The 23,181-nt window shown below is 66.9% G+C and carries 17 protein-coding genes; 9 read left to right on the forward strand and 8 right to left on the reverse strand.

All coding sequences use genetic code 11. The features are described 5' to 3' along the window. Positions 1-19 precede the first annotated feature (19 nt). Genes AB3147_RS01490 through AB3147_RS01500 form a run of 3 tightly spaced genes read left to right on the forward strand, consistent with a single transcriptional unit; the run spans position 20 to position 3,773 of the window. On the forward strand, positions 20-1,246 hold the full coding sequence (locus AB3147_RS01490) for an ABC transporter substrate-binding protein (protein ID WP_175185624.1): 1,227 nt from the start codon (positions 20-22) through the stop codon (positions 1,244-1,246). Next, positions 1,243-2,355: an alcohol dehydrogenase gene (locus AB3147_RS01495; protein WP_367351290.1), complete on the forward strand. Its 1,113-nt coding sequence runs from the start codon at positions 1,243-1,245 to the stop codon at positions 2,353-2,355. The genes AB3147_RS01490 and AB3147_RS01495 overlap by 4 nt, the downstream gene beginning before the upstream one ends. Then, positions 2,352-3,773, forward strand: a complete 1,422-nt coding sequence (locus AB3147_RS01500; RefSeq protein ID WP_367351291.1) for an aldehyde dehydrogenase family protein — start codon at positions 2,352-2,354, stop codon at positions 3,771-3,773. Before AB3147_RS01495 ends, AB3147_RS01500 begins: the two co-directional genes overlap by 4 nt. Positions 3,774-3,810: 37 nt before the next feature. Here AB3147_RS01500 and AB3147_RS01505 read toward each other — a convergent pair whose 3' ends face one another. Beyond that, complete coding sequence (locus tag AB3147_RS01505; protein ID WP_175137131.1) at positions 3,811-5,031, reverse strand: MFS transporter; 1,221 nt, start codon at positions 5,029-5,031, stop codon at positions 3,811-3,813. Between the two features lie 97 nt (positions 5,032-5,128). Between AB3147_RS01505 and AB3147_RS01510 the strand changes: the two genes are divergently transcribed. Then, the gene (locus AB3147_RS01510; RefSeq protein ID WP_367351292.1) at positions 5,129-6,064 is read left to right on the forward strand and encodes a LysR family transcriptional regulator; all 936 of its coding nucleotides are present in this window, start codon (positions 5,129-5,131) and stop codon (positions 6,062-6,064) included. Between the two features lie 7 nt (positions 6,065-6,071). Here the strand turns inward: AB3147_RS01510 and AB3147_RS01515 are convergent, their stop codons facing one another. Together AB3147_RS01515 and AB3147_RS01520 are read right to left on the reverse strand one after the other, a co-directional pair. Continuing rightward, positions 6,072-7,010 (reverse strand): bifunctional Delta(1)-pyrroline-2-carboxylate/Delta(1)-piperideine-2-carboxylate reductase, encoded by a 939-nt coding sequence (locus AB3147_RS01515; protein WP_367353508.1) that lies wholly within the window; start codon positions 7,008-7,010, stop codon positions 6,072-6,074. 130 nt (positions 7,011-7,140) lie between these two features. Then, the gene (locus tag AB3147_RS01520; RefSeq protein WP_175123973.1) at positions 7,141-8,073 is read right to left on the reverse strand and encodes an N-carbamoyl-D-amino-acid hydrolase; all 933 of its coding nucleotides are present in this window, start codon (positions 8,071-8,073) and stop codon (positions 7,141-7,143) included. Positions 8,074-8,542: 469 nt separating this feature from the next. Here AB3147_RS01520 and AB3147_RS01525 point away from each other — a divergent pair, with 469 nt between their 5' ends. Both AB3147_RS01525 and AB3147_RS01530 read left to right on the forward strand, forming a co-directional pair. Further along, positions 8,543-10,063, forward strand: coding sequence for an EAL domain-containing protein (locus tag AB3147_RS01525; RefSeq protein WP_239215271.1), 1,521 nt, complete (start codon positions 8,543-8,545; stop codon positions 10,061-10,063). 174 nt (positions 10,064-10,237) lie between these two features. After that, positions 10,238-11,290: a helix-turn-helix transcriptional regulator gene (locus AB3147_RS01530; protein WP_279975896.1), complete on the forward strand. Its 1,053-nt coding sequence runs from the start codon at positions 10,238-10,240 to the stop codon at positions 11,288-11,290. A 16-nt stretch (positions 11,291-11,306) separates the two neighbouring features. Here AB3147_RS01530 and AB3147_RS01535 read toward each other — a convergent pair whose 3' ends face one another. After that, positions 11,307-12,086: a Sir2 family NAD-dependent protein deacetylase gene (locus AB3147_RS01535; RefSeq protein WP_175123781.1), complete on the reverse strand. Its 780-nt coding sequence runs from the start codon at positions 12,084-12,086 to the stop codon at positions 11,307-11,309. A gap of 247 nt (positions 12,087-12,333) precedes the next feature. Here AB3147_RS01535 and AB3147_RS01540 point away from each other — a divergent pair, with 247 nt between their 5' ends. Continuing rightward, the gene (locus AB3147_RS01540) at positions 12,334-15,744 is read left to right on the forward strand and encodes a TM0106 family RecB-like putative nuclease (protein ID WP_367351293.1); all 3,411 of its coding nucleotides are present in this window, start codon (positions 12,334-12,336) and stop codon (positions 15,742-15,744) included. A gap of 96 nt (positions 15,745-15,840) precedes the next feature. Here the strand turns inward: AB3147_RS01540 and AB3147_RS01545 are convergent, their stop codons facing one another. From AB3147_RS01545 to AB3147_RS01555, 3 genes are all read right to left on the reverse strand, one after another. After that, positions 15,841-16,053, reverse strand: coding sequence for a DUF1059 domain-containing protein (locus tag AB3147_RS01545; protein WP_056565214.1), 213 nt, complete (start codon positions 16,051-16,053; stop codon positions 15,841-15,843). A gap of 146 nt (positions 16,054-16,199) precedes the next feature. Next, positions 16,200-18,311 carry a putative bifunctional diguanylate cyclase/phosphodiesterase gene (locus AB3147_RS01550; RefSeq protein WP_367351294.1) on the reverse strand — a complete coding sequence of 704 codons (2,112 nt, stop codon included), beginning with the start codon at positions 18,309-18,311 and terminating at the stop codon, positions 16,200-16,202. A gap of 182 nt (positions 18,312-18,493) precedes the next feature. Then, a complete protein-coding gene (locus tag AB3147_RS01555; RefSeq protein ID WP_175123777.1) occupies positions 18,494-19,603 on the reverse strand; it encodes a YcjF family protein in 1,110 nt (369 codons plus the stop codon). A 339-nt stretch (positions 19,604-19,942) separates the two neighbouring features. Between AB3147_RS01555 and AB3147_RS01560 the strand changes: the two genes are divergently transcribed. Then, positions 19,943-20,944, forward strand: coding sequence for a hypothetical protein (locus AB3147_RS01560; protein WP_367351295.1), 1,002 nt, complete (start codon positions 19,943-19,945; stop codon positions 20,942-20,944). Beyond that, positions 20,941-22,116 carry a glycosyltransferase family 4 protein gene (locus tag AB3147_RS01565; RefSeq protein WP_175123775.1) on the forward strand — a complete coding sequence of 392 codons (1,176 nt, stop codon included), beginning with the start codon at positions 20,941-20,943 and terminating at the stop codon, positions 22,114-22,116. The genes AB3147_RS01560 and AB3147_RS01565 overlap by 4 nt, the downstream gene beginning before the upstream one ends. Here the strand turns inward: AB3147_RS01565 and AB3147_RS01570 are convergent. Next, positions 22,055-23,164, reverse strand: coding sequence for an S-(hydroxymethyl)glutathione dehydrogenase/class III alcohol dehydrogenase (locus AB3147_RS01570; RefSeq protein ID WP_056319378.1), 1,110 nt, complete (start codon positions 23,162-23,164; stop codon positions 22,055-22,057). The genes AB3147_RS01565 and AB3147_RS01570 overlap by 62 nt on opposite strands. Positions 23,165-23,181: the final 17 nt, after the last annotated feature.

Genomic DNA, 23,181 nt, shown 5'->3' on the forward strand with positions numbered 1-23,181 from the left:
CGATAACGGAGACAAGTCCATGGCAATCCCCAAACTGACGCTCGCGCTGGCGGGCGCGATCCTGGCCGCAAGCGGCGCGCACGCGCAGAACGCGGCGGCTCCCGTGAAGATAGGCATCATGGCCGACATGAGTTCGGCGTACTCGGACATCGGCGGCAAGGGGCTGGTCGAGGCCGCGCGCATGGCGGTGCAGGACTTTGGCGGCTCGGTGCTGGGCAAGCCGATCGAGCTGGTCTTTACCGACGGGCAGAACAAGGTGGACGTGGCAAGCGCCGCCGCGCGCCGGTGGTTCGACCAGGACGGGGTGGACATGATCACCGACCTGCCGACGTCCGCGCTGGCGCTGGCGATCAGCGAACTGGGCCGCGAAAAGAAACGCGTCGTCATGGTGACCAGCGCGTCCACGTCCGAACTGACGGGCAAGGCGTGTTCGCCCTACACGGTGCACTGGACCTACGACACCTACGCCCTGGCCAACGGCACCGGTGCGGCCGTCACGGAACAGGGCGGCAAGAACTGGTTCTTCATGACGGCGGACTATTCGTTCGGCTACGCGTTGCAGGGCGATGCGTCGGCGGTGATCGAACGCAACGGCGGCAAGGTGCTGGGCGCGGTGCGCTCGCCGCTGAACACGCCCGACTTCAGCTCGTACCTGCTGCAGGCGCAAAGCTCCAAGGCCGGCATCATCGGCCTGGCGCTGGGCGGCAACGACGTCATCAGCGCGATCAAGCAGGCCGCGGACTTCGGCATCGGCCGGCCGGGCAGCTCGCAGCGGCTGGTGGCGCTGCTGGCCTTCCTGTCCGACGTCAAATCCATCGGCCTGCCGCTGGGCCAGGGGCTGCTGCTGACCGAAGCCTTCTACTGGGATCAGAACGACGCCACGCGCGCATGGTCGCAGCGCTTTCAGGACAAGGTTGGCCGCAAGCCCACCATGACGCAGGCGGGCACGTATGGCGCCGTCACGCACTACCTGAACGCGGTCAAGGCCGCGGGCACCAAGGACGCCGACGCCGTCATGGCGAAGATGCGCGAGATGCCGATCAACGACTTCATGACGAAGGACGGCAAGCTGCGCGTGGACGGCCGCGTGGTGCGCGACATGTACCTGTTTGAAGTGAAGAAGCCGGCGGACTCCAAGAGCGAGTGGGACCTGTACAAGCAGGTTGCGGTGATTCCCGGCAACGTGGCGTTCCGTCCGCTGGACAAGGGCGGCTGCGCGCTCGCCAAGTCCGGAGGCGCGGAATGATCAGCTATCAGGTCACGGCGTTTGGCGAACCGCTGACGCGCGCCGAACGCGCGACACCCGCGCCGCAGGGCAGCGAGGTGCTGCTGCGCGTGCTGGCCGCGGGCGTCTGCCACACCGACATCCACACCTGGGAAGGCTCGTACGACCTGGGCGGCAGCAAGCGCCTGAGCATGCAGCAGCGCGGCGTGACGCTGCCGCTGACGCTGGGCCACGAGACCGTGGGCGAAGTCGTTGCCACCGGGCCGGACGTGCCGGGGGACGTGCAGCCGGGGCAGCGTTACCTCGTCTATCCCTGGATCGGCTGCGGCGACTGCAAGGTGTGCCGACGCGGCCGCGAGAACCTGTGCGCGTCGCCGCGCTTTCTGGGCATCTTCCGCCCCGGCGGCTACAGCGATCACATCGTGGCCCCGCACGCGCGCTACCTGGTCGATATCGGCGAACTGCGGCCCGAGCAGGCCGCGCCCTACGCGTGCTCGGGCCTGACCACCTACAGCGCCATCCGCAAGATTCCCGAGGACGTGCTGGCCGAGGAATCGGTGGTGGTGATCGGCGCGGGCGGGCTGGGGCTGATGGGCGTCACGCTGCTGCGCGCGATGGGATGCGGCAACGTCGTCGTGGTGGAGCCGGACGGCGCGCGCCGGGGCGCGGCGCTCGCGGCAGGCGCGCATGCGGTCATCGACCCTGGCGCAGCCGATGCCGCCGCGCAGGTTCGGCAGGCGGCGGGCGCGGTGTGGGCCGTGATCGACTGCGTGGGCGCGGCCAGCACCGTGCAGCTGGGCCTGGACCTGCTGACCAAGGGCGGCCAGCTCATCCTGGTGGGCCTCTTTGGCGGCGAGCTGTCCCTGTCGCCCGCGCTGGTGCCCATGCGCGCCATCAGCATCGAGGGCTCATACATCGGCAACCTGGACGAACTGCGCGCGTTGATGGCGCTGGTGCGCGAACGCAAACCCATTGCGATTCCCACCGCGTGCCGCTGCCTGGATAACGCGCAGTCCGCGCTGGCGGATCTGGCCGCGGGCCGCGTGGTGGGCCGGCTGCTGCTCACGCCCACTGACGGCACGGTTCCTGAAGCATCCCCGGTCACTCTTGAACAGGCAACACAACCATGAGCATCAATCTGGATTCCGATTACACGATGACGGTGAACGGCCGCGCGGAGACGTCGCCGCAGACCTTCGACGTGCTCAACCCCGCCACCGAGGAGCGCATCGCGGCCGTGCCCGATGCGTCGCTGGACCAGTTGAACGCCGCCATCGCGGCGGCCCGCGCGGCGTTCGGCCCGTGGCGCGACCGCCCTATCGGCGAGCGCCAGGCGGCGCTGCGCAAGATGGCCGATGAACTTGAACAGCACGCAGACGGCTTCATGCGGCTATTGACGCGCGAGCAAGGCAAGCCGCACGCGGACGCGCGCGCAGAAGTGGGCCGCTGCGTTGCCTGGCTGCGCGCCTTTGCCGCGCGCGATATGCCGGTGGCGCATCACGACAGCGGCGCGGGCCATCGGTTCGAAACGCGTCGCGTGCCGATCGGCGTGGTCGCCGCCATTGCGCCGTGGAATTTTCCGATGACGCTGGCCATCTGGAAGATCGCGCCCGCGCTGCTGGCCGGCAACACGGTGGTGCTCAAGCCCTCGCCGTACACGCCGCTGACCTCATTGAAGATGGGCGAACTGTTTCGCGGCCTGCTGCCGCCCGGCGTGCTGAACGTGGTCAGCGGCGGCGACCGTCTTGGGCCGTGGCTGACCGAGCATCCCGGCATCGACAAGATCGCCTTCACCGGTTCCACCGTGACCGGCCGCCGCGTCATGCAAAGCGCATCAAGCCGGCTCAAGCGGGTGACGCTGGAGCTGGGCGGCAACGACGCGGCCATCGTGCTGCCCGATGTCGATGTCAAGGAAACGGCGGCCAAGCTGTTCTGGGGCGCGTTCCGCAATTCGTCGCAGTATTGCTTGGCGACCAAGCGGTTGTACGTGCACGAGTCCATCTATGACGCGTTTGCCGACGCGCTGGCGGGCGAGGCGGCCAACGTCGTCGTGGGTGACGGTTCGCAGCCCGGCACCGGACTTGGCCCCATCCAGAACCGCGCGCAGTTCGAACGCGTGAAGGACCTGATCGCCGACGCGCACCGGACCGGCGTGCGCTTTCTGACGGGAGGCGAGGTGCCGGAGGGCAAGGGCTACTTCGTGCCGGTCACCATCCTGGACAATCCGCCCGACGATGCGCGCAGCGTGGTCGAAGAGGCCTTCGGGCCGGTGCTGCCGCTGTTGAAGTACCGCGACATCGATGAGGTGATCCGGCGGGCCAACGACACCGAGTACGGATTGGGCGGTTCGGTGTGGTCCAAGGATGTGGCCCTGGCGCAATCGATTGCGCGGCGGCTGGAGACCGGCACCGTCTGGATCAACCACATCCACATCATGTCGCCCGACGTGCCCTTTGGCGGGCACAAGCAGTCGGGCGTGGGGGTGGAAAACGCGCTGGACGGACTGCTGGAATACACCAACACGCAGACGGTTTCGGTGCTGGTGTAGCGGCAAGGGCCGGCGTGGTGATACGCCGGCCCGATCCTCACGCCGCGTAGCGGCTGGCCTCGCCGTTGCGGTTGCTGGCGGGCCACAGGCGCAGGGCCAGGGCGGCAGCTGCGGCGCCGGCGGCGGTCAGCGTCACGCCGGTCCAGCCCCAGTGCGCCAGCGCCAGGCTGCCCAACGCGCCGCCGGCGGCCATGCCGATGAAGACGCCCGTCATCAGGATGGCGTTAAGGCGGCTGCGGGCGGCCGGATCGATGCCGTAGACGATGCTTTGATGCGCGATCAGCGAGGTCTGTATGCCCAGGTCGAAGCCGACCGCGGCGCCGCCGATGAGCCACAGCGCGGCATGCGTGGGCAGGAAGGGCAGGAAGATCATCGCGGCAAACGACACCATCGTCAGGCCGGCGCCCAGGCTGGCGACCGCCAGCGGCCCCCGTGTATCGGCCACGCGGCCAGCCAGCGGCGCGGCCAGGGCGCCCGCGGCGCCGGCAAGACCGAACGCGCCGGCAGCGCCCGCGCCCAGGTGAAACGGCGCGTCGTGCAACATCACGGCCAGCGTCGACCAGAAGGCGCTGAAGCCCAGCGACAGCAGACCCTGCGCGGTGGCGGCGCGGCGCAGGCCGGGGTGCTGGCGCCACAGCGTCAGCAGCGAACCCAGCAACGCGCTGTAGGCCAGCCGGGTCGACGGCTCGAACCGCGGCAGGCCGCGCCACAGTGCCGCGCCCAGCGCTACGATGCTGACGGCGGCGGCCGCGAACATCATGCGCCAGCCGAACTGCTCCGCTACGAAGCCGCTGACCACCCGCGACAGCAGGATGCCCAGCAACAGGCCCGTCATGACGGTGCCGACGATCTTGCCGCGCTGGTCGGCCGGGGCCAGATGCGCGGCGGCCGGCACGATGTCCTGCGCCAGCGTGGCGGACAGGCCAATGGCGAAGCTGGCGGCCAGCAGCAGGCCGATCGTCGGCGACGCGCCGGCCAGCAGCAGCGCCAGGCTCAGCACGGCGGCCTTGATCAGGATGATGCGCTTGCGGTCATAGCGGTCGCCCAGCGGCGCCAGCATCAGGATGCCGAAGGCGTAGCCCAGCTGCGTCAGCGTCGGAATCCAGCCCAGCGTTTCTGCGCTGGCGTGGATGTCCGCGCCCAGCACGCCAAGCATCGGCTGGCTGTAGTAAAGGGAGGCGACGCCCAGGCCGGCGCCCACGGCCAGCAGGAAGACCAGGCCGCGCGATAGGGAAGGGTGGGAAGTGGGGGATGACATGGTGGTGTCCGGTGGCTTTGGGTACGGGGCAGATTCTGGGCTTGCCGCCGGGGTTTTGGTAGCCGACCTTCGGGTACAGGCGTTATACGATAGGCGTATGACCGCCTCCGCCCTCCCCGCCGCAGCCGGCACCGACCGCATGCTGCTGATCGAAACCTTCGTGCGCATCGTCGAGGCCGGCAGCCTGTCCGCCGCCGCCGCCCAGATGGGCGGCACTCAGCCTACCGTCAGCCGCCGCCTGCAACTGCTGGAACGCACCATGGGCGTGCGCCTGTTGAAGCGCTCCACCCACGCCATCCGCCTGACCGAAGACGGCCAGCGCTGCTACGAGCGCGGCAAGGAGCTGCTGGCCAGCTGGCAATCCTTCGAGAGCGAGGTGCGCGGCGCGGACGATGACCCGGCCGGAATGCTGCGTGTGGTGGCGCCGCACGTGTTCGGCCAGGATCAGTTCATCGAGCCGCTGGCTAAGTATTTGAAGCGTTATCCGAACATGCGGGTGGAGTGGCTCCTGCATGACCGCATGCCGGACCTGATCGCCGAGAACGTGGATTGTGCGATCCGCGTCGGGGCGGTGACCGATCCGTCAGTGATTGCGGTGAAGCTGGGCGAGGTGCCGCGCATCGTCGTGGCGTCACCGGACCTGCTTGCGGGCGGGCCGGTTCCGCAGGATCCGTCGGATCTGGCGCGCCTGCCATGGCTGGCGCTGCGCACCTTCTATCGCACCGAGGTGACCCTCACGCACTGCGGCAGCGGCGACAGACAGTCTTTCGACATCCAGCCGCGCCTGTCCACCGACGGCCTGCACGCGCTGCGCAACGCGGCCATCCAGGGATTGGGCGTGGCGCTGGGATCGGCGTGGGCCATGCAACCCGATCTGGCCGCCGGCCGCCTGGTGCACTTGGCGCCGCAGTGGCGTGCGGACGCCCTGCCCGTCTTCCTGGTCTATGCGCCGTCGCGCTTTCAGCCGGCGCGCCTGCGGCGCTTCATCGAGATCATGCGCGAGCATCTGCCGGTGGAGCTGGCGGGCACGTGACGGTCCGCTACGCGTCCCGCACGGATTCGTACACCAGCGTCGCCAGCGTGAGGTCTTCCAGCGCGCTGCCCACCGCCTTGAATACCGTGATCTCCTGATCGTTGCGCCGTCCGGGGGCCTCGCCTTTGGCGAGCTGGTGCAGGTTGCCTTTGATGCCTTCGCGCGTCAGCACGCCGGCGTCGAATGCCGACAGCAGGTCGCCGGACTTGGTCGGCGCCTCGTCGGTATCGACATAGACGGTGGTGCCGTCAAAGCACGCGGGATCGGTCTCGCGCATTTCCGGCTTGAAGCTGCCGATCAGGTCCAAATGCGTGCCGGGGCGCAGCCACGCGCCGTGGATAAGCGGTTCGGTGGACAGCGTGGCGCAGCTGACGATGTCGGCCTGCCCGGCGGCTGCCTGCAGGTCAGTGACCGCCTGCGCATCGAAGCCCTGCTCGCGCAGGGTTGCCGCCAGCGTCTCGGCGCCTGCCGGCCGAACGTTCCACACCAGCACGCGCTGGATCGGGCGCACCGTGCGCATGGCCTGCGCCACCAGGCCGGCAATGCGGCCGGATCCCACGATCAGCAGCGTGCGGGCATCGGCGCGCGCCAGGTAGTCCGCGCCCAGCGCCGCCGCACCCGCAGTGCGGTACACGGTGACGATATCGCCGTCGACCTGCGCAACCGGCACGCCCGTGGTGGCGCTGTACAGGTTGTACGTGGCGTGCAGGCCCGGCAGGCCCTGATGCGTGTTCTCGGGAAAGATGTTGATGATCTTCACGCCAAAATACCCGCGGTCGCTCCACGCGGGCATGATGAGCGACGTGCCGTGCGCGTTGCCGGACTGGATGGCGTGCACGTGGCGGGCGGGCACCGTGGCGTCTTCGCGGAAGGCGTCCCGCAGGGCGGGAATGACGGTGTCGAAGGACAGGGCGTTGCGGGTCTGTTCGGTGTCGATTAAGCGCATCGGATCGTTGCCTGCGTGGTCGGTCAATCAAGGGGCCTCGGGCAGTCTAGCAGCGTGCGGGGCGCGGCCGCCAAAAGAAAATTGCCCGCGATGACGCGGGCAATGGGTCGCTTACCGCAGGCGAACGGCGTCAATCCACGTCGGGCCGGGGCAGCGGATCGCCCGCGCCGGTGCGCTCGACGATGAGCTTGTAGTGATGCGGGCTGCGATGCTTGGCGAAGTTGAACACGTGGTCGCGGAAGGTCTGGCCCATCCCCAGGTCGATGCGCGCGGTGATGACTTCGTCTTCCTCGCCGCTGGCGCGGGCCACGATCTCGCCGGACGGCGCGACGATCATCGAACTGCCGATCATGTGATGGCCGTCCTCGTGCCCGCACTTGGCTGCCGCACCGATCCACACCGCATTCTGGTAGGCGCTGGCCTGCAGTACGATCTCGTGCGTGGTGGTGCGCAGGTGCGCGGGCTCGTTCCAGTGGATGTTCAGCGACGGCGTGTTGTAGCCCAGCACGATCAGTTCGGCGCTTTGCAGCGACATGACGCGGTAGGTCTCGGGCCAGCGGCGGTCATTGCACAGGCACATGCCGATCTTGACGTCGTTGGTCTCCCACACGCCAAAGCCCAGGTCGCCCACTTCGAAGAACTTCTTTTCCAGATGCTGGAAGGGGGCGTCGACCTTGTGGTCCGAGTGGCCCGGCAGGTGGATCTTGCGGTACTTGCCGATGATCTTGGCGCTGCGGTCCACCAGGATGGCCGTGTTGAACTGGCGGCCTTCCGGCGTCAGTTCGGCATAGCCCAGGTAAAAGCCGATGCCCAGCTCGCGCGCCGTGTCGAACAGCGGCTGCACGTCGGCATTGGGCATGGTTTTTTCGAAATAGCGCTCCACCGCTTCGGCGTCGTCCATCCAGTAGCGCGGGAAGAACGTCGTCAGCGCCAGTTCGGGAAACACGACGAACTCGGCCTGGCGGGCGGCGGCTTCGCGCATCATCTCGACAAGGCGGCGCACGACCACCGCGCGGGTGTCGGCCAGATTGACGGCGCCCATCTGGGCGACGGCCAGGCCCATTTTGCGGGACGGGGAAGAGGGGGTCACGGAGATCTCCAGAATCTTGCGAAGGGGCCGCCACGCGGAGGCGCGTTCAAGGCCGAAGGCGCAAGCATGCCCGCGCTCAGGCGGATCGGAAACCGCGGTCTGGCTGTCTGGCGCCGCGTTGCATTGGCCTCGTCCCGGCATGCAACCCACTGATCTGAATGGAAAATCCCGATAAGCCGCGCCATCGCATCCGGCCCTGTGCATAACGCGGGATCATGGGCGTCGCGCAAAGTTTTATATCGGGTTTCCCCGTAGATCCGGTGATTCAGAGGCACTTTGGCGCGGACTGCCCACCGGTTTTCCTAGCAACGTGCCTATTTCCGAAAGCCACAATTAGCGGGTCAGGAGGGGCGAATTTGCCGTTTAGGCTGCGGGAAGTTCGGTTACATTGCCTTACGCGCAGAATTGCATGCCACGCGCCGCCCATGTGCACCGGTCCCCCATGTCACGTTCCAGAATTGCGGCTTTCGTGTTGTTGTTGTCGGCGCTTGGATTCCTCGCGGGGGTGCTGGCTGGACGCCAGATCGAACTGAACCAGGCCGACGACAAACTAGCCGGGCATAACGCCCGGCTGCTTGCGCACGCGCTGCGGGTGGCGCAGGAAAGCCATCGCCTGATGGCTGCGGCCACGCAGGGCGGCCCGCTGTGTTCCGAAGCCGATGTGGCGACCCTGCGCGTGCTGCTCTTCAATTCCACCTATATCCGCGACATCGGCCGCACGCTGGGCGGCATGCTGCGCTGTTCCGCGGCGTGGGGCAAGCTGCCCGATCCGCTGACCCTGCCGCCGCCGGCCTTCACGTTGGCCAGCGGGCTGCAGCTCTGGGTGGGCGCCGCCAATATCGTCGACCGCCGCATCATCGGCGACATGGCGGCGATGCGCGACATCATCGTGTTCACCGCGCCGGGCGCGTTCGACGGATTTCCGGAACCGGGTTCCGGCATCGACGCCAAGATCGTGACGCGTGACGGCGACCATGTGTACCGGCGCTTTGGCCGCGCGCACGACCTGGACATGCCGCGCGAGAACGTGGACGACCAGGGTTTCGCGCCTGAACGGCGCGCCTCGCTGTGCGCGCCGGACGGCGGCCCCGACATCTGCGTCGTGTCGCGGCTGCGGTCCGACGCCTGGTTCCAGCTTCCGGCGATGGTGCTGTCCGTGGTCGGCGCCCTGGCCCTTGCCTTTCTGGCGGGTCTTTGCGTCATGTGGCGGATGCACGCGGGCAGCGCCAAGAGCGAGCTGCGCAAGGCCATCCTGGGCGGCGACATCCAGGTCCACTACCAGCCGCTGCGCCAGCTTGCCTCCCGGCAACTGGCGGGTTTCGAGGCGCTGGCACGGTGGCGCGCCCGTGGCCGCGATGTGTCGCCCCTGCTGTTCGTGCCGCTGGCCGAAGCCATGGGGCTGGGCCGCGCGCTGTCCCGGCTGGTGACCTCGCAGGCGCTGCGCGACCTGCACGAGCGCCTGCGCGGCAATCCCGCGCTCTACGTCAGCATCAACGTGTCGGCGGCCGATTTGAAAGACGCGGGTTACCGGAACTTCCTGTTGGACGCGGTCAGCGAGCGCGGTCTGAAGCCCGGCAACGTCGCGCTGGAAATCACCGAAGGCACGCCGTTGTCTGATGGCCATGTGCTGGCAATGGTCAAGACCTTGCGCGGCAAGGGCTTCAAGGTGTTCATCGACGATTTCGGCACGGGGCATTCCAACCTGAACTATCTGGCCGAAATGCAGGCCGACGCCATCAAGCTGGACCGCAGCTTCACCAGCGCGATCGGCGCCGAGGACGCGGGCACCCTGATCATCGACCACGTCATCGCAATATCCCGGGAGCTGGGCATCAGCCTCATCATCGAGGGCATTGAAACCGAGGCGCAGGCCAGCTATCTGCTCGCCCGCCAACCGGCCGCAGTGGGCCAGGGCTGGCTGTTCGGCCGTCCGGTTCCGCTTGCCGACATCGTGGCCGATTGACCGATGGCCGGCTGGTTGTCGAATGTCCATTTTATTTTTGGCACAACCGACATAATGCAGCGCCGTCGCGCAAACTACGCGGCCCGCATTATCTACACCCCGGCAAAACAATATGCGCCGCTTTTACAGATAGAATGCGGGCGGTATTTAACGGGTTAATTTGCTGCATCTGCCATGGGACATAACCAGACGCTCGTCGACAACCTGCTGCGCATCCTTCCGTATGTCCAGAACGAAGAAACCGATGCGATGGCGATGGGCATGGGCATGGCGGAAATCCGCGACCGGCTGGCCGCGCTGCAGAACCCGGTGCCCGGCGACAAGCAGATCCGCCGCACGCTGCTCAAGCTGGACAGCGTTGGCAGCGTGGGCGCCACCCGCGGCAAGCTCTGGTATCGCACCATCCAGCGCGCCGATTTCCATATCCAGAACATGAACGCGAACATGGCAATGGCGATGTGCGCGCTCAAGCAGGTGGCCGACCGCCACCTGCCGGCCGTCGTGCTGGACGATCTTGAAACCACCTTCGACAGCGCGTGGCGCTACCTGGAAACGCACCGCTCCCAGCCCGGGATCGGGCCGGCACACGACTGGGCGCGCAAGATCCTGCGCATCGACGGCACCCATCCCACCGTGTTGCCCACGGTGTCTGCCGAGGTCTACCGCCAGGTCAGCGGCGCGCTGTACTTCAACCGCAAGCTGTCGTTCCGCAATACGCCCTTCGGCGAGAAGAAGCCCGCCGACCGCCTGTACGTCATGACGCCGCTGGCGATGGTCGACCGCGCGGGCGTGCTGTACATGGTGGCGTGGGGGGCGCGCCAGCCGGGCAGGCGTTTCCTGTTCCGGATGGACAGGTTGTCCGAGGTCCGGCTGCTGGACGAGGCGGCGGACATGGATCCCACGTTCGACCTGCAGGACTTCGTGCGCCGCGAGGAAGCGCTGAACTTCGATCCGGGCGAGGAAACCCGCATCCGTCTGCACGCCGCCGAACCGGTGCTGGACGATGGCCGGCGCCAGCGTCATCCGCTGCGCGAATTCTGGTTGTCGGCGGACCAGATGATCGACGAGGACGAGCGCGGCTTCACGCTGACAGCCACCGTGCGCCCGTCCGTCATGCTGTGGCAACTGCTGCACGGGCACGCGTCCTCGATCGAGGTGCTGGAACCCGACGACATCCGCGCCCGCTTTGCCCAAGAGGCCCGCGAACTGGCGCGCCGCTACCTCTAGTCCGCCGCCCGCGGCGTCAATCGGCGGGCCAGGCGCGCGCCAGCAGCAGCGGCAGCACTTTTTCTGCCGCGCCCCGGATGCTGTGCGTCGCCACGCGATCCAGCGTTGTCGGATTGGGATTGATCTGCACCAGCTGCGCGCCGCATCCGACCGCCTCGTAGCAGAGCTCGGCCGCCGCGGATGTCTGGCACGACGTGCCCGCTGTCAAGATCAGATCGGCGTTGGCCACCAGCCCCTTGGCCACCCGCCAGACGGCGGGCGCGGGCGCCTCGCCGTGCCACAACCGCCCCGGGCGCACCAGTTCGCCGCAGATACGGCAGGCGGGCGGCGCGGGGTACGGGCCGTGCCGCGCGGACTTGTCCGGCGGGGCGGTCAGCGTGTGGGGCATGCCACAGCCCGAGCAGCGCGGCTGGTCGAACCGGCCTTGCAGATGCAGGATGCGCGGGCTGCCCGCCTGCTCATGCAGCGTGTCGCCGTTCTGCGTCACCACGAACGTGCCCGGCACGCGACCGGCCAGCGCCGCAATGGCGCGGTGCGCCGCGTTGGGCGTGGCCAGCAGCGCGCGGCGCCGCCGTTCCTCGTGCCAGGCCCACACCAGCGACGGATCGTTGCGGTAGCCGGCATCGGTCGCCAGGGCCGCGGCATCGTAGCGCGCCCACAGGCCGCGCATGCCATCGCGGGTTTGTGGCAGGCGGCTGGCGGGGTTCAGGCCTGATCCCGTCACGACGACGATCAGACGCGCCGCGCGCAGCGTTTCCACCAGGGGATCAGGGATATCGAGGGAGCGAAGTTTCATGCGAACCGCCCGCCGTTTGAATGGGCCGCGGCGCGGCCAAGGCTGCAGTTAAACGTATCGAACAAACCAGGCATGTCGCTTCCATTTACTGAAACAGCCTGGATTATGAAACCGCATTCGGACAATTCAGGGTTGAATTAATCGGAACGGATTTCAAGGGATTACTCAGGTATTGGCCGGATAATGTCCAAATTCTTGTTTTGCTATTCTTGGCCTCCGCAAATTGCGCCCGGCCTATTTACGCACCATGCAAAAAACCGGCGACCGCCTGTTGTTTTCCGCCTCCGACCTGGTCGGTTTCCTGGAATGCGAGCACCTCACCACGCTGGATCTGCTCAACCTCGAATCGCCGTTGCCGGCCGCGCCAGAGGACGAGCAGCTCGAACTGATCCAGCAGAAGGGGCTGGACCACGAGCGCGCGTATCTTGAACGGCTGCGCGCAAGCGGCCGGCACATCGTCGACGTCAGCGATGCGGGCGACGGGCTGACCGCGCGCCTGGCCCGGACGCGCGAGGCCATGGCCGACGGCGCAGATGTCATCTACCAGGCGGCGTTTCGGCATGGCCAATACATCGGCCATGCCGATTTCCTGCTTAAGACCGAACGCCCTTCACGCCTGGGCGATTACAGCTACGAGGCCAGCGACACCAAGCTGGCGCGGTCGGCGCGCGCCAAGTTCGCGATCCAGCTCTCGTTCTATTCATGGCTGCTGGGCCTGGAACAGGGCGCGGCGCCGCTGCACATGCACGTGGTGCTGGGCAGCGGCCGCGAGGTGTCCCTGCGCGTGGCCGACTATGCCCATTACTTCCGCCAGGTCATGCGCCGCTTCGAGGCGCACGTCGATCAGCGGGACGCTGCGTCCACGTATCCCGACCCCTGTGAGAAGTGCGCCCAGTGCCGCTGGGATCCGCTGTGCATGGCACGCCGCGCGGAAGACGATCACCTGTCGCTGGTCGCCAACATCACGCGGCAGCAGATCCGCAAGCTGAACGCGCAGGGCATCCGCACGCTGGAACAACTGGGCACGCTGGCGCCCGATGCGGCCGTGGCGCGCCTGGAGCCCGCCATCCTCTCCAAGCTGCGATCGCAGGCGGCGCTGCAGCTGCGCGCCCGGACCGACGGCGGCCGCCATTGGGACCGCATCGCCAAAGACCCGGACGACACCGCGCTGCGCGGCTTTGAACGCATGCCGCAGCCCGACGCGGGCGACATGTTCTTCGACATGGAAGGCGATCCGCTGGAGGAAGGCGGGCTGGAGTACCTGTTCGGACTGTACGTCATCGACGACGGCCAAGAGCGTTTCGTGCCGTTCTGGGCGCATAACCGCGGCGAAGAGAAGCTGGCCTTCGAGGCCTTCATCGATTACGTCGTGGCGCGGCTGCACCGCCATCCCGATGCGCACATCTATCACTACGCGCCCTACGAGGCGACGGCGATCAAGAAGCTGATGTCCGTGCACGCCACGCGCGAGGCAGAGGTCGACAACCTGCTGCGCATGAACAAGCTGGTGGACCTGTACCAGGTCGTGCGCGAAGGCGTACGCGTGTCCGAGCCGGGGTACTCCATCAAGAACATCGAACATTTCTACCTGCCGCAGCGCGAGGGCGGCGTGACCAACGCCGGCGCCAGCATCGTCTACTACGAGCGCTGGAAGCGCACCGGCGAGGCGCAATTGCTGCAGGACATCGCCGACTACAACCGGGACGACGTGCTGTCCACGTACAAGCTGCGCGAATGGCTGTGCGCGCTGCGTCCTGACGGCATGCCTTGGGCGAACCGCCGCGACTCGCAGCAGCAGATCGACGCCGCCCGGTTCCAGGTCGGCGAAAAGACCGCAGCCGAACTGCGCCTGGAGCCGTATCGCGCCGCGCTGCTGGGCTCCCTGCCCGCCGACGAGCTGGACTGGTCAGCGCGCGACCGCTATCGCGCGCTGGTCTACCAATTGCTGGATTTTCATCGCCGCGAACAGAAGCCGGAATGGTGGGCCATGTTCGCCCGCATGGAGGCGACCGATGCCGAACTGATGGAAGACAACGAATGCCTGGCCGGACTGGTGCGCGATGACACTGTGGCGCCCGAACCGGTGGCGCAGTCGCTGCGCTACACCTACCGGTTTCCCGCGCAGCAGACCAAGCTGCGCACAGGGTCCCCCTGTACGGACGTGCGCGGCGGGCCGGCGATCAGCCGGCTGACGGTGGATCCTTCGGCCGGCGTTGCCACCTTCACCCTGTCGCGCAAGGCGACGCCGCCGCAGCGCCTGTCGCTCGGGCCCGGCAGGCCGGTCAGCATCGACGAACTGGCCAACGCCATGTTCCGCTACGGCGACGCGCTGCTCGCCTCGGACGATGGCGCCAGCACGCCGTTCCGCGCGGTGGATGCGCTGCTCAAGCACGAGCCGCCGCGCATTGACGGCGTACCGCCCGGCACTCCGCTGGCCGACCCGGGCGCGACGCTGCTGGATCAGGTCGTGGACATCGTCGGCCGCATGGACCAGACCACCCTCTTCCTGCAAGGCCCGCCCGGCGCGGGCAAGACCTACACCGGCTCGCGCGTGCTGGTGAACCTGCTGCGCCAGGGCAAGCGCATCGCGGTCACGTCCAACAGCCATCACGCCATCAACAACCTGCTGGCCGGCCTGGAGAAGGCGGCGCGCGAGGCGGGCCTGACGTTCACCGGCGCCAAGAAGTCGGGCAAGGAGGGCGACGACTCCTGTTTCAACGGCGACTTCATCGAAGACGTCTTTGCCAACGACAGGATCGACCTCGCGCGCCATCAACTGGTGGCGGGCACGGCGTGGCTGTTCAGCCGCGCCGACTTCCAGCAGCAGTTCGATTACCTGTTCGTGGACGAGGCCGGGCAGGTCAGCCTGGCGAATCTGGTGGCGCTGGGCCAATGCGCGCGCAACATCGTGCTGCTGGGCGACCAGATGCAGCTTGGCCAGCCGACCAAGGGCACGCATCCCGGCCGCTCGGGCGAATCCACGCTGGAATACCTCTTGAATGGCCACGCCACGATCGCGGCTGATCGGGGCATCTTCCTGGACACGTCCTATCGCATGCACCCGGCAATCTGCGGCTTCATTTCCGACGCCATCTACGACGGCCGGCTGCGCGCCGCGGAATCGGCCGCGGGCCAGGGCCTGGTGCTGGGCGCGGACGCACCGGACGCGCTGGCCGCCAGCGGCATCCGGTACGTGCCGGTCGTGCATGAGGGCAACGCGCAGTCCAGCGACGAGGAAGCGCGCGAAGTCGCCGCGCTGTACGCCAGCCTGATGCGGCAGCGCTATCTGGACAAGCACGGGCGCGCGGTGCCGATGACGCCCGACGACGTGCTGGTGGTGGCGCCCTACAACGTGCAGGTCAACACGCTGCGGCAGGCGCTGCCCGAGGGTGCGCGAGTAGGCACCGTCGACAAGTTCCAGGGCCAGGAAGCGCAGGTGGTGATCATTTCCATGGCCACCTCCAGCGGCGAGACCATGCCGCGCGACATGGAGTTTCTGTTCAGCAGGAACCGCCTGAACGTGGCGGTGTCGCGGGCCAAGGCGCTGGCGATCCTGGTCGCCAGCCCCGCCCTGTTGTCGGTACGGTGCCAGACGCCGGAACAGATGGCGCTGGTCAACACGCTGTGCTGGGTGGCCGAGGCGGGTCAGAACGTGTAGCGCGGTCGGCGTAACGCCGTCGCAATACGGGCAAGGAAGGCGGGCGCGCCGTACCGGACAGAAATTGCCGGCCCGGCGCGCCCGCAGGCGTTGCCGTCAGCCTCGGCGGGGCGCTTCGGCGGGCGGCGTGCCGTTGTGGAACAGGGACTTGAGCTGCGAGCGCAGTTCGGGCGAGTCAGCGTGCTTGTGCACCGTGGTGGCGTGCTGCACCGCGGCTTCCAGCAACTCCTCGTCCGAGTCCGCGGACAAGGCGACCGAGCAGTTCATCTCGCTCGGGTACTCGCGGCAATCGATGTATTTGCGTGTCATGGGGCTCCCCCCGCGCATGCCTGCAAAGGCATTGCGTGCTTGAACAGCCGGCGCGCCAGGCGCAACACACCGGCGCGATGGCGCGTCGCATCGCGGCCGGTGTTTTCAAAGTATAGGTCTGCGGCGCCCGCCGCAGACGTCTTATTTCAGGGGGCCGCACCGGGTCCGTTTCTCGCCGGCGCCGCCTCGGCGGCGGTGTCGCCGTGCGATACGGGTCGACCCAGCAGATAGCCCTGGAAGTGCGAGCAGCCCTCCGCCGTCAGGCGTTCCAGCTGCGCCGGTGTTTCCACACCCTCGGCCGTCGTCGGAATGTCCAGACTGCGGCCGATACCGTTGATGGCGCGGATGATGGCCAGCGCCTCGCGGCTGGATTCGACGTCCTGCGTGAACGACTTGTCGATCTTGATCTTGTCGAACTCGAAGGTGCGCAGGTAACCCAGTGACGAATAACCCGTTCCGAAGTCGTCCAGCGCCACCTTGACGCCCAATTCCTTCAAGCGGTGCAGCGTTGCCAGGTTGCCGGAGGAATTGGTGAGCAGCACCGATTCGGTGATCTCCAGTTCCAGCCGGCGCGCGGGCAGCCCGGACTTGGTCAGCGCGGACTCCACCAGCGACACCAGCGCGCCGTTGGTGAACTGGCTGGCCGACAGGTTGACCGCCACGGTTTCGTGGTCGTCCCAGCGCATGGCCTCGACGCAGGCCTCGTGCAGCGTGAAGGCGCCCAGTTCGTGGATCAGGCCGGTTTCTTCCGCGATGGGGATGAAGTCCTGCGGCATGATCAGACCCTTTTTCGGATGCTGCCAGCGCATCAGCGCCTCGCGGCCCACGATGCGCACGTGGCTCACGTCCATGATGGGCTGGTAATAGAGCTGCAGCTGATGCGAGATGATCGCCTGGCGCAGATCCATCTCGACCTCGTGGCGCCGCAGCGCGGCGGCTTCCATTTCAGGCTCGAAGAAAGCCAGGCAGTTGCGGCCGTTGCGCTTGGCCTCGTACAGCGCCATGTCCGCGTAGCGCAGCAGGTGGTCGGCCGACAGCGCCTGTGATTCGGATATGGCGATGCCGATGCTCACGCTGACGGGCACGGTGTGCCCGGCGATCTCGAACGGCTGGCGCACCGCCTCGATCAGGCGCTCGGCCAGCTTGCGCACGTCGTCCTGTTCGGCGATGTTGGGCAGCACGATAGCGAATTCGTCGCCGCCCAGCCGCGCCAGCGTGTCCTGTTCGCGCAGGTGCTTGGGCAGGCGCTTGGCCAACAGGCGCAGCAGTTCGTCGCCGTATTGGTGGCCCAGCGTGTCGTTCACGCTCTTGAAGTTGTCCAGATCCAGGCACAGCACCGCGGTCGAACGCTCGCGGCTTGCGCCCAGCGCGCTCAGCAGCCGGTCGCGGAACAGGCGGCGGTTGGGCATGCCCGTCAGCGTGTCGTGGTGCGCCATGTAGCGCACCTGCGCGTGCGCGGCATTCTCGTCGGTGACGTCGTCCGCGATCAGCAGGACGTAGCGCGAGCGCGGATCGTTGCTGTGAAACGCCAACGTCTTGGTGTTCAGCGTGCGCGGGCCGCGCGCGGTGGCCAGTTCTTCTTCCTCTTCGCGCATGGCGCCGTCCGAACGCAGCGCGTCGTTGGTCAGGCGGTCGAAGAACGCGCACACCAGTTCAGGCAGGGCTTCTTGCGCGGTCTGGCCCTGCAGGCCGCCCGGCTTGCCGCCAAACGTTTCCTCGGCCTGCCGGTTCGCCAGCAGGAACTTGCGCGACACGGCATCCAGCACCAGCACGCAGGAGGGGATGTGCGACACCACCGCCTGCAGGAAGGTCGACATGGACGTGAGCTCGCTGTTGTAGTGCTCGACCAATTGCTTGGCCTTCAACAACTGCTGTTCGCGTTCGCGGCGTTCGGTGTTGTCGCGCGTGACCTTGGCAAAGCCGATCAGCGCGCCCGTGTCGTCGTGGATGGCGTCGATGACGACGTGCGCCCAGAACAGCGTGCCGTCCTTGCGCACGCGCCAGCCTTCGGCTTCGAACTTGCCGGTTTCACGCGCGGTGGCCAGGCCGCGCTGCGGAACGCCGCGTGCCTGGTCTTCCTCGGTGTAGAAGCAGGAAAAGTGGCGGCCGACGATTTCGGCGGCGGTGTAGCCCTTGGCGCGCTGCGCGCCGGCGTTCCAGTTGGCGACGGTGCCATCCGGGTTGAGCATGTAGATGGCGTAGTCGACGACGCCTTGCACCAAGTGGCGGTACATGACGTCGGAATTGGCGAGGATCATTGGATGCGGCGGGCTCGCGCTCCGGCCGCGTTGGGGCAACGCGTCTGCGCGGGTGTGCCCTGAAGAACTAGGGGTTATACGGATTTACGTCGTGAAGCCGGCAATATTTACCTTACTGTCACGAAAAAGACCAATCTATCGAATCGTGTCGTACAAACGCATTTCATTGCATCGGTCCGCGATCAGAATTTGACGCGTTGCTTCAATGCCTGCGCGATCATGGCGACGTCGATGTCCTTGCCTGGGTTCTTCAGGCAGAAGTCGTGCAGCACCGCGATGTAGGCATTGCCCAGCAGCTTGGTGATGGCGCCGGCCGTGGTGGCCGCGATGGTGCCGCCGACGGCGCTGCCTGCGCCGGGGATGAACTTCAGCATGCCCGAGACCACCGAGCGGCCGATGAGCGTGGCGGCCGACGCGCCCAGCGTGGACGTGACCAGCGTGGTGATCGCGGTGGTGTTCAGTTCCATGCCGAAGGTGATGCCGATCTTGGCGATCATGCCGACCTGGATCGGCACCAGCGCAAAGGCGTCCGAGAACGGAATGGGTGCTGCGGCGGCCGAGGCGGCCAGGCCCGCCGCCACGTTCACCTCGATCTCAGCCCGTTTTTTTTTTACTTCCAGGGCCTTCTTGTTGCGGGTGGATAGCGCGTTGGCGTAAGCGCGCTGCTGCGCCTCGGGCACGTGCTCGGCCGTCACCTCGATCAGGCGGTCCAGCCCCATGGGCGGCAGTTCGGCGTCCAGTTCGTCGATCCATTCCGGCAACGCGCGCACGGCGACGACCTGCCGGGCGCGCGGCAACAGCTTGCGCGCCTCGTCGACGAACGGACTGTTCTTGCGCGCTTTGGTCAGCACGGCCACGACAGGGATGCCGGCCTTGTCCAGCATGTCGCACAGTTCGATTTCCGCGTCCTCGACGCGGTGGCTGCTGTCCTGGATGCACAGCCACGCCACGTGCAGGTGCCGATCCTGGTCGTCGGATGCCGAGCGTTCCTGGATCAGCTCGGCAAGCTGCGCGCGCGAACCCTCGTAGTCGCCGACTTCCAGGCCGCGCGTGTCGATGATCGTGAGCGGATGGCCCGGCCGGGTGAATTCCTGCGTGGTCTGGGTGACGGGCTTGCCCGCGCCCGTCCGGGCAAGATCGCCGCGGAACACCGCGTTGAGCAGCGTGCTCTTGCCCACGCCCGTCTTGCCGGCAACCAGGATGTTGACGCGGCCGGCGCCGCGCGTGGCCGTGCTGATGGCATCCGCGATGGCGTCCTGCAGGTCGGGGTGGTCGGGGCGGATGGCGCTCATGAGGGAACAAGGAAAGCGAAGGAAGGATGGCGGAACAATATCAGACGACGACTTCTTTGGCGCAAAACGTAATCGCCGCCAAACGCGTCGTCCATACGGGGGACACCATCGGCACGAGTCATGTCACTCATGCCGCCTAGGCATCCCGTGGGGGCGAATGGGATTTTTTCCTGCCGTAAAAGAAGGGGCCGCAGCAGACGCCACATCAGGAATATTTGGGGGCGGATTGTCCAAGTCTTCAAAGGGTTACATCTCACATAATCCCCTCGCGCTTTCCCAAATGGCGCTGCGTAGAATCAGGCCGTTGTAAGGCTACGCCGCGGCACCCGCGCAACCATCATGCACCGTCTTGCGCTCGTCCCCCGCTTGCTGCGCTCGCGCCCCGTGACCAAGGGGCTGCGCTACTTGTACCGCTACACGCGGTCCAGGGCGGACCGTCATAACGAAACGCTTTGGCCCTTCGTGACCGTGCGCCGCGACGGGCCGGAACGTCTGACCGGCTGCAATTTGCATGGCGTGCGCGGCCCCAAGACCCTTCCGCTGGCCGAACTGCCGCGAGGCATCGGCGGCGATGCGCACCTGATTCTCAGCGGCCCCTCTGTCGCGCAGATCGACTACGCCCAATGCCGCATGCGTACCGTGATGGGCGTGAATGGCTCGATCGCGCTGCGCGCCCGCCATCCGGCGCTGCGGTTTGACTACTACGCCATGCTGGACGCGGGGTTCGTGAAGAAGCGCCGCGACCTGGTGGCCGAGGTGCTGGCGCAGGACCTGGTGTTGTTTGTGACGCCCGAAGTCTACCGCTGGATTGCGCTGCTGTTCGACGATCGGACAGTGCGTTGCCGCATCGCACTGTTCGAGGAAGTGCATCAGCGCGCGCAACGGCCGCGTGCGCAACCTGCGGCGCTTGAGGCGCAACTGCGCGCTGACGAGGAACTGGTGCTGTTCGATGCGCATCATCCGATGCACGCGCACGGCTTCAGCCTGAATGCCGCCCGCGGCCTGTTTGGCGGCGGAACGGTGGCCTACACGGCGTTGCAGCTGCTGGCCTGGCTGGGCGCCAAGACCGTGTACCTGCATGGGCTGGACCTGACGGCCACGGCGGGCCCGCGTTTCTACGAAAGCGCCGGCGCGCAGTTGCCCACCGCGCTGGACCGCCAGTTTGCGGGACATATCGAACCCGCATTCCGGCAGGCCGGCAAGCTGCTGCGGGCGCGAGGTGTCCAGGTCTACAACCTGTCGCTGCTGAGCCGGCTGGGCGACGACATATTTGAAAAACGGCATTGGAGTTGTTTGCTGGAAGACCCCTCCTCGCAACCGCCGACGAGACCCGAATCATGAAGATCCTCTACACCAATTTCCATCAGGGCGATGGCGGCGGTCACACGACGTACGTGATGTCGCTGGCCCGCATCCTGTGCCAGAAATCGCAGGTCACGATCGGCGCGCCGCGCAAGAGCCGCCTGCTGGCCGAAGCCGAGGCCCTGCCCGGTCTGCGCACCGTTGATCTCGAATTCAAGGGCAAGCTGTTCGAACAGCTTGCCGCGTTGCGCCGCCTGCGCAACCTGGTCCGCCAGGAACAGTTCGATGTCATCCACGTCAATGGTTCGGCCGATCACCGGCTCTGCATGCTGGCCACCATGGGCATGGGACGCAAGCGCCCGTTCATCGTGTACACGCAGCATAACGACCGCGATGCCAACAGCCTGGGCGTGCGCCTGCGCGCCAAGTGGGGCACGAACCGCGTCATCTGCGTGTGCAGCCACACGTTCCGGCGCATGAAGCAGTCGGTGTTCCGCAACGAGGATCTGCGCGTGGTGCACAACGGCGTGGATACCGAGAAATACCGTCCGGCCTGCCGCACGGAAACAGCCCAGGCGCGCGCGCGTTTCCTGCCGCCCGCGCTGCGCGACCGGCTGGTGATCGGCAGCAATGCCGGCACGGCGGACTACAAGAGCTGGATCGACATGGTGGCTGCGGTGTCGCTGCTGCCCGCCGGCCAGCGCAGCCAGGTCGCCGTCCTGATTGCCGGGGCGATGCCGGGCGATGACATGCTCAACCGGGTGGCCGAGCTGGGCATGCAGGATCAGGTGGTCTTCACCGGCCTGCTCGACAACGTGGAGCCCGTGCTGGCGGCGCTGGATGTGGGGTTTGTGCTGTCGTCCCGGCTGGAGACGATTTCGTTCGCGTGCCGCGAGATGATGGCCGCGGGCAAGCCGGTCATCGTGTCGAGCGTGGGCGGCCTGACGGAGAACGTCACCGAGGGCCGCAATGGCTGGATCGTGCCGCCCGGGTCCCCGGAATCGGTGGCCCGGACGCTGTCGGACATCCTGGCGAACCGCGGCGTGCTGCACGCCATGGGCGTGGATGCGCGCAGCACGGCGCTCAAGGAGTTCTCGCTGGCGACCTTCGTCGGCAATACCGAACGCGTCTACCGCGAGAACGCTTACGTCAGTAGTGGATCACCGTCCGGATCGACTTACCTTCATGCATCAGATCGAAGGCTTCGTTGATACGGTCCAGGGGCAGCGTGTGCGTGACGAAGGGATCGAGGTCGATCTTGCCGCTCATTGCGTCTTCGACCATGCCCGGCAGCTGCGTGCGGCCCTTGACGCCGCCGAACGCTGAGCCGCGCCACACGCGGCCCGTCACCAGCTGGAACGGACGCGTGCTGATTTCCTGACCGGCGCCGGCCACGCCGATGATGATGCTTTCGCCCCAGCCCTTGTGGCAGCATTCCAGCGCGGCGCGCATCACGTGCACGTTGCCGATGCATTCGAACGAGAAGTCCACGCCGCCGTCGGTCAGTTCGACGATGACTTCCTGGATGGGCTTGTCGTAGTCCTTGGGATTGATGCAGTCGGTCGCGCCCATGGCGCTGGCCAGCACGAACTTGTTGGGGTTGGTGTCCACCGCGATGATGCGGCCGGCCTTGGCCTGCACTGCGCCCTGGATGACCGCCAGGCCGATGCCGCCCAGCCCGAACACCGCAACGGTGTCGCCTTCCTTGACCTTGGCGGTGTTGTGCACCGCGCCGATGCCGGTGGTCACGCCGCAACCCAGCAGGCAGACTTTTTCATGCGGGGCGGCGGGGTTGATCTTGGCCAGCGAGATTTCGTTGACGACGGTGTATTCGCTGAACGTCGAGCAGCCCATGTAGTGATAGAGCGGCTTGCCTTCGTAGCTGAAGCGCGAGGTGCCGTCCGGCATGACGCCCTTGCCCTGCGTGGCGCGCACTTTCTGGCACAGGTTGGTCTTGCCCGACAGGCAGAACTTGCACTCGCGGCATTCGGCCGTGTAGAGCGGAATGACGTGATCGCCGGGTTTCAGCGAGGTCACGCCTTCGCCCACTTCCACCACCACGCCCGCGCCTTCGTGACCCAGCACGGCCGGGAACAGGCCTTCGGGATCGTCGCCGCTCAGCGTGAAGGCGTCCGTGTGGCAGACGCCCGTGTGCGTGATCTGCACCAGCACTTCACCGCGCTGCGGCGGCGCGACGTCGATTTCAACGATTTCCAGGGGCTTGCCGGGGCCGAATGCGACTGCTGCGCGTGATTTCATAGCGATGCTCCACGTAG

The sequence above is a fragment of the Achromobacter animicus genome (assembly GCF_040775605.1).
GTDB classification, from domain to species: Bacteria; Pseudomonadota; Gammaproteobacteria; order Burkholderiales; family Burkholderiaceae_B; genus Achromobacter; species Achromobacter animicus.